At 40.9% G+C, this 14,506-nt stretch carries 7 protein-coding genes; all 7 read left to right on the forward strand.

What is annotated here, in order from left to right:
* Positions 1-22 precede the first annotated feature (22 nt).
* Positions 23-1,150 (forward strand): alkaline phosphatase family protein, encoded by a 1,128-nt coding sequence (locus tag I6F47_RS11060; RefSeq protein ID WP_197183855.1) that lies wholly within the window; start codon positions 23-25, stop codon positions 1,148-1,150.
* The gene (locus I6F47_RS11065) at positions 1,147-2,208 is read left to right on the forward strand and encodes an alkaline phosphatase D family protein (protein ID WP_197183856.1); all 1,062 of its coding nucleotides are present in this window, start codon (positions 1,147-1,149) and stop codon (positions 2,206-2,208) included. The genes I6F47_RS11060 and I6F47_RS11065 overlap by 4 nt, the downstream gene beginning before the upstream one ends.
* Before the next feature lie 160 nt (positions 2,209-2,368).
* Complete coding sequence (gene recC / locus I6F47_RS11070) at positions 2,369-5,668, forward strand: exodeoxyribonuclease V subunit gamma (protein WP_197183857.1); 3,300 nt, start codon at positions 2,369-2,371, stop codon at positions 5,666-5,668.
* Positions 5,655-9,233 (forward strand): exodeoxyribonuclease V subunit beta, encoded by a 3,579-nt coding sequence (gene recB, locus I6F47_RS11075; RefSeq protein ID WP_197183858.1) that lies wholly within the window; start codon positions 5,655-5,657, stop codon positions 9,231-9,233. Before recC ends, recB begins: the two co-directional genes overlap by 14 nt.
* A complete protein-coding gene (gene recD / locus I6F47_RS11080; RefSeq protein WP_197183859.1) occupies positions 9,230-11,284 on the forward strand; it encodes an exodeoxyribonuclease V subunit alpha in 2,055 nt (684 codons plus the stop codon). Before recB ends, recD begins: the two co-directional genes overlap by 4 nt.
* Before the next feature lie 193 nt (positions 11,285-11,477).
* Entirely contained in the window at positions 11,478-12,803 is a 1,326-nt protein-coding gene (locus tag I6F47_RS11085) for a methyl-accepting chemotaxis protein (protein ID WP_165735400.1), read from the forward strand.
* 610 nt (positions 12,804-13,413) lie between these two features.
* A complete protein-coding gene (locus tag I6F47_RS11090; protein WP_007585627.1) occupies positions 13,414-14,484 on the forward strand; it encodes a hypothetical protein in 1,071 nt (356 codons plus the stop codon).
* The last annotated feature ends 22 nt before the right edge of the window (positions 14,485-14,506 follow it).

The following is a 14,506-nucleotide window of genomic DNA, read 5'->3' on the forward strand; positions in this document are numbered from 1 at the left end:
TATATGAAAGGGCGCAAACGCGATGAAAACAATTATAAAAGTAACACTATTTAGCTTAAGTGTATTAGCGAGCAGCTTTGCAACAGCAGCGCAAAATGTAGTGCTGGTAACGCTTGACGGAGTACGCTGGCAAGAAGTATTTAACGGGGCTGATAATAGCTTAATTAATAATACTGATTTTGTTAAAAAGCCTGAGCAATTAAAGAGACAATTTTGGGCAAAAACTGCAAATGAGCGCCAGCAATTACTAATGCCTTTTTTAACGCAAGTAGTGGCTAAACAAGGCGTAATTATTGGCGATAGAGCTAACGGCTCTACTATGTCGGTAAGTAACCCGTGGTATTTTTCATACCCTGGTTACAACGAAATACTCACCGGTGAAGTTGACGAAAATATAAATAGTAATAACAAAGTGCTCAACCCAAATAAAACTATTTTAGAGCATTTAGATAATTTACCTGAGTTTAAAGGTAGCACAGCCTTATTTGGTAGTTGGGATGTATTCCCATACATTGTAAATACTAAGCGCAGTAACGTGTATGTAAATGCAGGTTTTATGTCAATTGAAGAGAATTTATTCACTGATGCGCCGCTGTTAAATGCGCTACAAAGTGAAATCCCCAGTCCTTGGTATAACGTACGACTAGACAGTTTTACATATCGCTTTGCTAAAGCGTATATGTTGGCTAAAAAGCCTAAGTTGTTAGTGATAAGTTTAGGCGAAACCGATGACTTTGCGCATGATGGTCATTACGATCAATACCTTAAATCGGCAAGGCAAAGTGACGCTTTTATAAAAGACTTATGGGCAACTATTCAAACTACAGCGGGTTATAAAAATAACACCACACTAATTATTACTACTGATCACGGCCGTGGCAATAATGCCAATGATTGGCAACATCACAGCTCTAAACGTGCACTTGCTGAGCTAGAGTTAGGTGAAAATACCTACCCAGAAGGAATTGTCGGCTCTGAACATATTTGGCTTGCAGCCATCGGCCCCGCAATAAAAGGACGGGGCTTAATTAAAACTAAAAATGAGCTTAAACAAGTACAAATAGCAGCGACCGTTTTAAAGGCTCTTGGGCAGAATCCAAATGAAATAAATTCAAATATGGCGCCTGCTATTAGCGAGATTTTAAAATGAAGAACCTATTAAAACCATTAACCCTAACTGCCTTGGCGTTGAGTTTGGTTATTAGTGCAAGTATTACTGCCGCGCCATCTAAAATTCTATTTGGTTCGTGTGGGCATCAAGATAAAAACATACCCATATTTAATGCAATTAACAAAGAGCAGGGGGATTTGTTTATATTTTTGGGTGACAATATTTACGGCGATACCAACGATATGGATGTACTTGCCGATAAGTACCAACGTTTAGGGGCAAAGCCTGGTTTTAAAACGTTAAAAGCGCAAACGCCTATCATTGCTATGTGGGATGACCACGATTATGGCCAAAACGATGCAGGTAAAGAGTATCCGCATAAAGAGCAATCACGCCAAATTATGCTTAATTTTTGGGATGAACCTGTAAACTCAGCGCGTCGCACTCGTCCTGATGGAATTTATACCTCGTACATGTATGGTGAAAATGAGCAAACCATACAAGTAATAATGCCTGATTTACGTTGGAACCGTGATGCGCTAAGCCATGTAGGTGAGCTTGAATACGACACTAAGCGCAAACTTAATAACCAAGGCCCGTATAGTCCTAGTGAAGTGAAGGGCGCATCAATGCTAGGTGAAGCCCAGTGGCAATGGCTTGAACAAGAGCTTAAAAAGCCTGCTGCAATAAAATTGATTGCCTCGAGCTTACAGCTTTTACCTGACTTTACAGGTTGGGAGTCATGGGCAAACTTTCCTGAAGATAGAAACCGTTTATTTGCATTGATTAAAAAGCATAAAGTAAATGGGGTAGTGATCATCAGCGGCGATACGCACTGGGGTGAAGTATCAAAGTATCAGCAAAACCTTGATTACCCATTAATTGAGATGACCAGCTCAGGCTTAACTGAAAAATGGAAAGATGTAAGCCCTAACAAACACCGAGTAGGGAATTTTACTCATAACGTAAATTATGGTGATTTAAGCATAGACTGGCAGCAAATTGACCCCACTATTTCACTTAAATTAAAAGGCATTGATGGCGAAGTAATAATGCAAAGTGATTTTAGTTTATCAAGTATTAGCCCTTATAAATAAACTCACTACTACGCACAGTATATAAAATAGATGCTGTGCGTATAAAATCTGTAAGTTAGTTCTTAACTCTCTGATTTATTAAAGCCAATTACCCGTTTGCGCTACCCCTAATATTGAAAATATCTTACACTGGTTTTATCTCAAGCAAGGTCAGTGTTATATGCTAAATATTATTCAATCAAACCGGATGGAAGCCCTGCAAGCGCAGTTCCACCAGCTGTTAAAAGTAAACCCATTGCAAAGCCCGTTCGACAAAGAAGTAGTGCTAGTGCAATCGCCGGGTATGTCGCAGTGGTTAAAAATAGGTTTGAGCGAAAACTTAGGGGTTGCGGCGCAGGTAGATTTTCCGCTGCCGTCGAGCTTTATTTGGCAGCTGTATCAGCAATTGCTGCCAAATGTCCCTAAAGAGTCGGCATTTAATAAGCCCAACCTTGCTTGGAAACTGTTTGCAATTTTACCAACCTGTATTGACGAGCCATTATATTTGCCGCTAAAAACTTATTTAGAGGGCGATATTGACGGGCAAAAGACCTTTGCGCTGTGCGAAAAAATAGCCGATGTGTACGACCAATATTTAATGTACCGACCGCACTGGATAGCCACATGGGATAGCGGAAAAGATGAACTTGATGACGTGGATGTAACCATTGCCCCATGGCAACCTGACTTATGGCGACGCATTGTAAAACTAAGCCAAGAGCTTGGGCAAAGCCAATTTCATCGCGCTAATATGCAAGGGCAGTTACTTGCAGCACTTGAAACCATGGATAATAGCTTACTGCCACAACGCATTAGCTTATTTGGTATATCGGCGATTGCCAGTTCCCAGCTAGACGTATTTGAAGCGCTGAGTAAAAAAACCGAGGTTATATTATTCTTTTTTAACCCAAGTGAGCATTACTGGGGCGATATTATAGATGAAAAAACAGCAGCTAAAATAAGCGCTAAATACGCCAAAATGCCGCTGGTGGAAGCACAACAAAAAAAACAAACCAATCCAGATGAAGAATACTACTTTATTGGTAATCCGTTGTTATCGTCGTGGGGTAAATTAGGTCGCGACTATTTTGAACAACTTGTACAGTTAGATGCCCGTTGGATTGATGGTTTTATTGATGTGTTTGACGACACCTTACTAGGGCAAGTACAAAGCGAGATTTATCAGCTTGCGTTTAAAGGCGAATCGCTGACAGATAACAAAGAGTGGTTTATAAACGACGAAGGTAAGTTACCAATCAGCGCAACCGACACCAGCATTACGCTCAGCGATTGCCATACACCGCTCAGAGAAGTTGAGCGCTTGCACGACTACTTACTTAACTTATTTAATCAAAACCCAACGCTTACTCCCAAAGACATAATTGTCATGATGCCCGATGTAGGCACTTACAGCCCCTACATTGAAGCCGTATTTGGCGGGGCACAAGGCAGCCGCTTTATTCCTTATGCATTGGCCGATTTAGCCATAGAGCAAGAAAAGCCCGTCCTTAGCTCATTTGCGAGTTTAGCTAACTTGCCGTTTTCGCGCTTTGGTGTGTCGGATATTCTTGATTTACTGCAAGTAACGCAAATTGCCGAAAAATTTGGCCTTGAAGCGCACGAGTACGAGCAAATTCAATACTGGCTTGAGCGGGTGGGCGTAAAATGGGGTATAAATGCAGAGCATAAAAGCAGCTTTGATTTACCCGCTATTGATTTAAATACATGGCAACACGGGCTTAACCGCTTATTGCTTGGCATAGCGCAGCGCGACGAGCAATGCCCGTTTAATGGTATTTACAGCGCCGATGAAGTAGAAGGCATGGCGCTTGATACACTCAACAAGCTCGTGCACTTTATTGATGTACTGCAAAGCTTTAAAGAGCAGCTAACGCCCGATGACACGCTCACTAATAAAGCGCATATTTTAAGTGAGCTATTAAACGCTATATACGAAAGTGAAAGCGACGACAGCTGGGATTTATTAGTGCTGCAAAATGTGCTCGAAGAAATACAAAAACACCACGACAACGGCGATTACAGTAAAGCGGTTTCGCAGCGTATTGTTAGTTACTTAATTAAACAAGGCATTCAAGAAAAAGGCGTGGGGCAGCGGTTTTTAGTAGGCCAAGTAAACTTTTGTACACTTATGCCCATGCGCGCCGTGCCATTTAAGGTAGTGTGTATGCTGGGTTTAAACGATGCCGACTACCCACGTAACGTACAACCCATTGGTTTTGACTTAGTGCCTTATTCTAAAAAGCAAAAAGGTGACCGATCACGTAAATTAGATGACCGCTACTTATTTTTAGAAGCACTACTGAGTGCCCGCGACAACTTATACATGAGTTACATTGGTCGTTCGTGTTTTGATAACCAACCGCGTATGCCATCAACCCTTGTAAGCGAGCTGTTAGAATATATTGGGCGTAGCTTTGTATTAAGCGATAAAAGCGAAAAAGCACTGCCAGAATGTCTAATCAATCAGCAGCATTTACAGCCCTTTAATAGCCATTATTATTTAGCCGATGAGCAAGCCAATACTGTGCTGAGTAACCACAGTTACAATCCAATTTGGCTGCCAAGTGAGTCAATTAAACCACAGCCGGTTATTGCGCTTGATGTTGTTGTGCCAGAGCAGTTAGATCTTGATGTGTTTATTAAAAGTGTGTGCAGCGCACAAGAGAGCTTTTATCAACAAACATTAGGTTTACGCCTGCCACAATTTAACGAAGTAGCAAAAGACGAAGAGCCATTTAGTTTAGATGCACTGCGCCGTTATTTTTACCTTGATGAAATACTTAAAGCCAATATAAACGAGCAACCGCTGAGTACAGAGCAAATACTGCAGCGAGGTGAGTTACCTCAAGCCAATGTAGGCAGCCTCATATTTGAGAGTATGGAGCACCGAGTTGATGCGCTTGCAGGGCAAGTTAAAGAGCACATTAAAGGCGGGAAAAGTGAGCCGATAGAAGTTTTGCTTACCATTGAAGGCACCAAAATAGAAGGCTGGCTCAATCATGTTTATTTGCAAAAACAAGTGTTTTACCGCAGTGCGAGTATTAAAGCGAAAGATTTAATTAAAGGCTTTATTTATCACCTTGCAGCGCAAAGTATGGAGCATCACGTAGAAACATTGTTACTTGGGCTTGATAAGCAAATTACCTTTGCGCCAATTAATAAAGCTGATGCCGATGCACTATTAGCTGATTGGTTTGAGTTATACAAAGCGCTGCGCGCAGAGCCAGTGCCATTTTTTCCGGTAAGTGGTTATGAATACGTTAAAAGCTGCGGCGATATAACAAAAGCAATGAGCAAATTTAGCCCGCAATACATAGGGCGAGGCGAGGGCGAAAACCCGTATATTCGCTTAACGGTGCAATCGCTAAACGACTGCCAAGAAGAATTTATAAAATGGAGTGATAAATTGCTCACGCCTTTATTTGAACACGCAAAGGAGAGTGACCATGCAAGCGCTTAATCCTCTTACTATGCCGCTCATTGGTCAAAGTTTAATAGAAGCCAGTGCCGGTACTGGTAAAACTTATACAATTACGGGACTGTATTTACGTTACTTACTAGGTATGCAAATAGAAGGTGAGTTAAATACGCCGCTCAGTGTTGAGCAAATTTTGGTAGTAACCTTTACCGACGCTGCCACCCAAGAAATTAAAGACCGCGTGCGCAGCCGAATTATTGCTGCGCGCGACGCATTGCTTGGGCAAGACCCAAACGACGAACTCATTGAAGGCGTAATTGCCAAAATTGATGATAAGCACCGCGCCTTTGATTTACTCGATGCAGCTGCTAAATCAATGGACGAAGCCGCTATTTTTACTATTCATGGCTTTTGTCAGCGGATGCTAAAACAACATGCGTTTGAGTCGGGTGTGGCGTTTAATCTCGAATTTATTTTAGATGAGCGCGACATACTGCTCGAAACCATTAAAGATTTTTGGCGCGCGTTTGTATACCCACTTAACAAAGAACGCACAGATGCTATTTTAGATGTATTTGCCGCACCAGAGGCTTTATTCGCTCAAGTGGCGAGCATTTTAAATAAAGCTAATGCGCACATTACGCCACAAATAAATTTAGACGATGTGTGGAAAGCCCGTGACGAGTACATAATCCGTGTACCTGCATTTAAAAAAGCGGTGTTAGAGCAAGAGTTTATAGGTGCTATTAAAGGCTCGGGTTTAAGCGGGTCTAAAACGCCAGCACGAAAAGGCAGCCTTAGTGCGCTTGAGGCATTTTGTTTAGGCGGCGATTTGTTTTTTGAATTTGGCACTAACAAGTATTCGTTTGAAGTGTGGAGTACAGAAAACCTAAGCGATGCAGGCAATTATAAAAAAAATCAGCCATTATTTGTGCATCCATTACTGAGTCAGTTTGACGAGCTTGCCGCCCTTAACAACACCATAAACCAAGGGCTTAAAATAGCAGTTATACAACATGCAGCACGCTGGGTAAAAGCCGCAATAGTTAAGCGCAAGCAAGAGCAAAGCGTGATCACCCCTGATGACTTACTGACCAATTTACACAGTGCGCTTAATAACGAGCAAGGCGACGTACTGGCGCAAAAAATTGCGCAGTTGTTTCCGGTTGCCATGATTGATGAATTCCAAGATACCGATCCGATTCAGTACGGTATTTTTAGTAAAATTTATGGGCAAAAAAATACCACACTTGCCATGATAGGCGACCCTAAACAAGCTATTTATGGCTTTAGGGGCGCGGATATTTTTACGTATATTGGCGCAAAAGAAGCTGTACAGATTGATCAGCAATTTACGCTGGGTACTAACTTTCGCTCAAGCACCGACATAGTAAATAGCGTTAATAGTTTATTTGGCAAACACGCTAACAGCTTTATTTATAACGACGCTATACCCTTTAACGCAGTAGCTGCTAAAGGCAAAAAAGCGGATGACTCTTTTTTAATTGATGGCAAACCCGCTACCGCATTCGAATTTAATGTATTTGTAGATGAAGCCGCCGATGAAAAAAACAAACCAACTAACAAAGGTGTAGGGCAAGCGCATTTAGCCACTCACTTTGCTAATAAAATAGTGACCCTGCTTGAAAAAGCTAAACAGGGGGACGCGTGCATTGGCAGTAACCCTGTAAGCGCTGCCGATATTTGTATATTAGTGCGCGACCGTGTTGAAGCACAAATAATGAAAAAAGCGCTAGATGATGCCAAAATTTCCAGCGTGTATTTATCACGAGAAAGCGTTTTTAGCCAAGAGCTTAGCCATCACCTACTTAACTTTTTAACAGCGCTGCATGGTCAATATGACGAGTCATTGCTACGCGGTGTTTTAGCTGGTCCATTATTTTGTTTAAGTTATAACGAAATACATGCACTCGCCGATGATGAAAATAAATGGCAAGACTACTTAAACTTTTTTGCACAACTTAGCCACATTTGGAACAAGCAAGGCGCTATGGCAATGCTTGAGCGCTTAATGAGCCATAATCAGCTTAGCGCTAAATGGCAAGGGTTGGGATATAACGTTGAGCGTTGGCTGACGGACTTTAGGCACTTGGGCGAAATACTTCAGCAAAAACAAATAGAGCTTGAAGGCACGCTGCGTTTGCTGCGCTGGTTTGCACAGAAGGTAAGCCAACAAGACGGTGAAACAGTACAAGTACGCCTAGAAAGTGACGCCAACTTAGTTAAAATTGTCACTATGCATGCCTCAAAGGGGCTTGAATACCCACTGGTATTTATGCCGTTTGCCAGTGGCTATCGCGAAACAAAAGAAGCGCTTTATCATAATAATGGCAAGCTAGTTTACGATTTAAGTAAAGACGAAGATGCCCTTCAAAAAGCAGAACAAGAGCGCCTAGCAGAAGATTTACGCCTGTTGTATGTAGCACTTACTCGCGCTGTGCATTTTTGTGCGCTTGGTGTTTATAACATTGGGCAAGGGCAAAGTAGCCGCTTAGCAATGCAAAGTAGTGCACTAGGGCATGTTTTATTTGCAGGGCTTGAACTTGCCAGTAGCCAAACATGGCGCACGCATTTAAGTGAGTTTTGCGACGCTAATAGTGCGATGAGCTATCAGCAATTTACCTCACAAACATTATTAGAGCAGGGAACGCTTTGTTTTAGTAATAGTAAAATTGCGCAGCAAACATTAAGTGTTAATAGAGTAACGGCAAATATTGAGCGTAACTGGCGAGCAACTAGCTTTAGTGCATTGAGCTTTAAAAAGCACAGCGACCAATTAGCCCCAGGGCGAAGTGATGAAGATCACGAAAAAGACGAGTTTGCAGTGCAAGAGGATGAACTGCCATCACCTTATAGTTTTCCTAAAGGGCCAAAGCCGGGTAGCTGTTTACACGAAATATTTGAACAAATAGATTTTATTAGCCCAATAGTTCACCCAACTAATTCCGAGCAAAACTTATCTGAGGTAGTTAAGCGCAGCCTTGAAAAATACCACATAGGTGAGCAATGGCGAGAAGTGGCTGAAAAGTGGGTACTCGATGTTCTTGCGTGCCCCCTAGATAAAAGATCTCTAGAAAACAGCCTTCTTTCATTAGGTGTGCTTACACCAAGCGACTGCCTAGTCGAAATGGAGTTTAATTTACCACTTGAGAGCTTAAGCGCACCTAAGCTAAACGAAATGCTGGTTAAACATTTTGGCTTTACGCAAAGTAAGCTTGAATTTTCACAAGTAAAAGGCTTGTTAAAAGGCTTTGTCGATTTAATATTTTGCTACCAAGGCAAATATTATATTTTAGATTATAAGTCTAATTACTTAGGCAGTACGCCAGCTGATTACGAAGGCGATATGCTTGAGCAAGCAATGAGCAGTCATCAGTATCATTTACAGTATTTAATCTACACGGTAGCGCTGCATCGTTTATTAAAACAACGTATAGCTGATTACTCGATAGAAACCCATTTAGGCGGCGTGTATTACACGTTTTTACGTGGAATGCCGACAGGGCAAGGCGTGTACTTTAAAAAGCTAACTGAAGAACAAGTGATTATTTTAGATGGCTTATTTAGCCAAGGAGCCATGCTATGAGCGATTTAAATGAGCAACCTGGCTTGTTTGACGATATAGACGAGACACTTAATAATGAAGCCGCAGAGCCTCTTACTTCAAAAAATGTAGCACAAGATGCCCCATTAGAGGACATTGTGTTAAATAATACGATTACCGAAGTCCCGTTACTTGAGTATTTATTAGCGCAAAACCGACTGCGTGTAGTTGATGTGAAGCTCGCTGAATTACTGTGTGCTAATGACATTGAGCAAACTCACAATGAACTATTTTATATTATTTTATTGCTGTGCTTATCACAGCAAAGCCAGCATAGCTGCCTAACCTTAAATGAGGTTGACTGGAGCAATCCTTTTAACTTGCGCAAAAGTGACTTTAATAAACTCGATGGCAATGTACCCAGTACGCTAAGCCCGTTTAGTGATGATTTTAATGTACACACAGCGCTTAATTATTTACAAAGCCATGAAAGCGTGGGCGAAAATAAACCACTGCAGCTGTTTAACGAGCGACTTTATTTTGCGCGCCTTGCCGGTTATGAGCAAACACTCGCGGATAGACTATTAAGCATGAGCGAGCGAAAGCTCAATATTAATAATGAAGTATTGGCTGAACTTTTAAATACCTATTTTCCTGCTGATTCAACAATTGAAACTGATTGGCAAAAAGTGGCGTGTGCGATTGCCGCCACCAAAGGCTTTAGTGTGATCACGGGTGGGCCTGGCACAGGTAAAACCACTACAGTGACTAAGTTGTTGGCTATTTTACAGTCACTTTATGAAACAGCACCCCTTAGCATTAAACTTGTGGCCCCTACAGGTAAAGCCGCTGCACGCTTGAGTGAGTCAGTCTTAGGTGCTAAAAATAAACTAACAATTATTCCTGATAATATTAAAACGCTGATACCACAAAACGCTCAAACTATTCATCGCTTATTGGGCGTAAAACCGTTTACTAATAAATTTAGGCATAACAAAAGCAATCCGCTGCATTTAGATGTACTAATTATTGATGAAGCCAGTATGGTCGATTTATCGCTGATGGCTAAATTAATAGAAGCGCTGCCTGCGCACGCGCGATTAATACTTTTAGGTGACAAAGACCAACTTGCCTCGGTGGATACCGGCAGCGTAATGAGCGATTTATGCCAAGGTTTAACACTTGGGCAAACGCCAAGCTACTCGCAAGCACGTTGTGATGAGCTAAATAGTTTATGTTTTAATAATAAACCTAAGCTCGTAGCGCAAAGCGTGAGTGAATTTAAACTCGCAGATTGCATTGCCTTTTTACAACACAGTTATCGATTTGATGCACAAAGCGGCATTGGTCAACTCGCACTTGCGGTAAACACCAATAACACCGGTATTTTAAATTACGTAGAGCAAGAAAGTAGTGAAGGGCGCTTTAACGATGTAATTTTAGATTACGACTTTGTAGCAAAACCGATTGAAAAGCTCGTTAAAAGTGCAGCAAGTCATTATGCAAAGTATCTTAACTTAATAGCCCAAGGTGCAGGTGTTGCACAGGTGCATGCTGCTTTTGCAAGTTATCAGCTTTTAGCTGCAGTGCGAGAGGGCGATTACGGCGTGCATAGCTTAAATCAGCGAATAGAGCGCGTATTGCAACAGCAAGGTTTAATAACAGTTAGCCCTAATACTCATCATTATACAGGCATGCCCATTATGGTGAGCCAAAACGATTACCAGCTTAAGTTATTTAACGGCGATATTGGTATTTTAATGCCCGATGAAAGCAATCAGCTCAAAGCCATATTTATTGATGAGCAAGGGAATCAACGAGCATTTTCGCCAGCACGACTCCCTGCACACGATAAAGTCTATGTAATGACTATTCATAAATCACAAGGTTCAGAGTTTAGCTACACAGCCATGGTACTGCCACCGCTAAAACAAGCGCGCATGGGTATTAACAGGCAATTAGTGTATACGGGAATAACCCGCGCTAAAAATAAGTTTGAGCTGGTGGCTGACAAAAAAGTACTGCAATTAGCAATGAATAAAAGCGTATCGAGAGCGTCTGGATTGTATGAAAGATTAAAGTTTGAGAATTAAAGGTTCTGCTGGGACATAGAAGTTATTTTATTGATGTATCCACATATTTGTAGATAGCAGTGTTTATGTATTGGCTATTTTAAAACTTTCTGAATCTAGTAATTAAAGCTCTTATTATTTATCGCGTTATAAATAATATCTTCTATAATAAAATTAATTTCATTTCATATCGAATGTATTAGTAGGGATATTAATGTTTTTTTCTAAAAATAAACAAAACGAAATAGCTTCTCTAAAAGCTGAACTTTACCCATTACAACAAGTATGGGAAGGGCTTTACCGAGAGATGTTAGTACTAAACATTCTTTATGATGGCCGAATTTCGCACGCCAATGATAAGTTTTTAGAAAACCTAGGCTACAGTGAAGATGCTCTAACTAATAATTCTTTTGACGATTTTATTACAGATTCGTCTCGTCAATCTTCAGAATTTAAAAGCCTACAGCAAGCTATTAAAAAAGAAGGGCATTGGGGCGGTGCATTGCAAGTTATGCGCAGCGATGGTAAAGCTGAATGGTTACGTTTAATAGTACATCCAGTAAAAGGGGAGCAAGATCAGTTGCTCTATTTTTCTATATTCGGAAGTGTACTTACAAAAACAATTACGGCTTCTCGCGAGCAAAGCGATACTATTAAAGCGATATATCGCTCTATGGCGGTAATTGAATTTGATTTAGAGGGCCATGTCTTAAAAGCAAATGATCAGTTTTTAGCTGCAATGGGTTATCAAGAAAGTGAAATACTAGGTAAACATCACCGTACGTTTTGTGAGGTTTCAGAGTATAGCTCCCAAGAGTATCTGCAATTTTGGGCTAAATTAAGAGAAGGTAAGTTTATTGCTGAGCGTTTTAAGCGCGTAGATAAACATGGCAACATTGTTTGGCTAGAAGCGTCATATAACCCAATCTCAAATGACGCGAATGAGCTTTATAAAGTGATGAAATTTGCAACTGTTATCACTGATCAAGTAAATCAAGAAATTGCGATATCACAAGCTGCCGAAATTGCTTATAGCACTTCAACCCAAACTGATAAAAAAGCAGAGCAAGGCGCGAGCGTTATACAAGATACAGTCGCAGTAATGACTGAGCTGGCTATTAACATGGAGCAAGCTGCAAATGAAATTTCAGCGCTTGATCAGCAGTCGCAACAAATATCGAGTATTGTACAAAGCATTAGTAGTATTGCTGAGCAAACAAATTTATTAGCATTAAATGCCGCAATTGAAGCGGCAAGAGCTGGCGAGCAGGGGCGAGGCTTTGCTGTGGTTGCAGACGAGGTCCGATTGCTTGCATCTCGTACCTCAAAAGCAACAGAAGAAATTGTAGAAGTTGTACAGCGCAACCAATCACAAACCCAAAATACGGTGGCTGTAATAGAAAAAGGTAAAGAGAAGGCAGAGCAAGGCTTGGCGTTATCTAAAGAATCTGGTGAAGTGATGCAAGAGATCCAACAAGGTGCACAAGAAGTTGTAAATGCGATTGGGCAATTTACCAGTGAACTTAAAGCTAACGGTTAGATTAGCTTCGTCCTTATTCTAAAGCGGGCACTTTCAATGGTATCCGCTTTAATCTTACTACCCTCTATATACCCCTTGAAACCCATCTAATAATTTCAAATATAACAACTATACCTCTATTAACTCATTAATCAGTATGAAATAAGTTTCTTCTCTTCCCTAAATGATAATAAGTTGTTGCATTTTTGTTCGTTGTTCCTAATACTAGAGTCTGTTGATCTTTCAAGGTTAAATTTGCAGCAGTCTGTTTGGTATTTAGGCAAGGCAGAGCCTAAGTAGTGTGGTTGTTCCCCATAAATAGGCGATAACGTAGCATTAATGCCAAACAGACGCTGCCCAAAGGGTACTTCCTAGAGGCTATTTACTCTTTGTTGCTCGTTTTTTACTTATTCTTACATGGATGTAAGCCAGTAGAGTAACGCAGGAGCAGTTACCGAGCCCACTAGGTTACAAATCTCGCGCCGTGATTAAATAGCCTCTAGTTTGAACAAATTTTAATCCGCAAAGAACAACAGCCCCTAGTGAACACCTAAGCTGACAAGCTTATGTAAACCAACATGAATACCTTAAATGATAATAAAATATTAAGTACACAACATTAAGGAATTGTATGAACAACACAAAGCGCACACACAAATTAATTAAGCCAAGCCACCTAATTGGTGCGGGGTTAGCTATGTTAATGAGCTTTTCTGCAGCGAGTAAAGACTACAAAATTATATTAATTCATGGGTTACAAACTTCGCAAATAACAAATAAGTCGGGTAGTGATGTAATCAATGATGGTGAAACATATTGGCAATCGTACTGGAATAATCGTGCAGATGAGCGAATTGATTGGCCTGCTTATGAGCGTATTGAAGGTAAAATTGCTACCGATTGGGTGTGGCCAAAGCTAAAGCAAATTTCACGCTCTAATTTATGCAGTGATGGCTGTGTATTTGTAACACATTCAACAGGAGACTTAGTTGCACGCCATATTATTGATAATCAAGAAAACTGGTTAGAAAACGAAGGCTTAGAGCCGCTTAATATTGTTGCTACGTTTGATTTAGCAGGCGCGGGTGGTGGAAGTGAGCTGGCTGACGTAGCTGTTAGTGCTTTAACTGGCGCATCATGGAACTTTGCGGTCGATGCTGCACTCAAATGGTGGCTAGGAAGTGATGTAACCGAAGCTGTTGGTGTATTACACGATTTAAAAGTAAACAATGCACGTAAAATTTCACCATTCCCAGATGCACGTACGCCACGTTTACGCTTTGTTGCCGATGGAAATGCATATTTGGGTTTAACGGGTGGTTTTTTAAAAGGCAATGATGATTCGGTTGTTGCATCGCACTCTTCATGTGGTGCCAGTTCGGCTGGCTCGTTTGGAAGTTGTAGCAGCAGTATTGATACAAATGGCCATTTAAAATCGCAAGGTGATGCAGTAAGTAGCTTTATGCCAAACCATTATCCAATGATGATGAGTGACAGTTATAGCCATAACGAAATACATAACGCGCAGCGAAAAGGTAATGTAACAATAGCCATGAATAACGTAAATGTGGAAGGTGACACTGTAGGTTTTAATACGTTTGATAAAACTACAGGTAGTTGGTTTTGGAAAAAACAATATCGTTATATTAAGGATTCAAATAATTTAAGCGCATCAGCACTTATTTATAATGTGATTCCATAACATACAAGGCGTGTAGTTAAAA

Origin of the sequence: Pseudoalteromonas sp. NZS37 (assembly GCF_015864265.1) — a bacterium.
GTDB lineage: Bacteria > Pseudomonadota > Gammaproteobacteria > Enterobacterales > Alteromonadaceae > Pseudoalteromonas > Pseudoalteromonas arctica.

Coding starts and splice junctions, on each gene's coding strand:
- I6F47_RS11060 (WP_197183855.1), top strand. CDS start 23: ATGAAAACAATTATAAAAGTAACACTATTTAGCTTAAGTGTATTAGCG.
- I6F47_RS11065 (WP_197183856.1), top strand. CDS start 1,147: ATGAAGAACCTATTAAAACCATTAACCCTAACTGCCTTGGCGTTGAGT.
- recC (WP_197183857.1), top strand. CDS start 2,369: ATGCTAAATATTATTCAATCAAACCGGATGGAAGCCCTGCAAGCGCAG.
- recB (WP_197183858.1), top strand. CDS start 5,655: ATGCAAGCGCTTAATCCTCTTACTATGCCGCTCATTGGTCAAAGTTTA.
- recD (WP_197183859.1), top strand. CDS start 9,230: ATGAGCGATTTAAATGAGCAACCTGGCTTGTTTGACGATATAGACGAG.
- I6F47_RS11085 (WP_165735400.1), top strand. CDS start 11,478: ATGTTTTTTTCTAAAAATAAACAAAACGAAATAGCTTCTCTAAAAGCT.
- I6F47_RS11090 (WP_007585627.1), top strand. CDS start 13,414: ATGAACAACACAAAGCGCACACACAAATTAATTAAGCCAAGCCACCTA.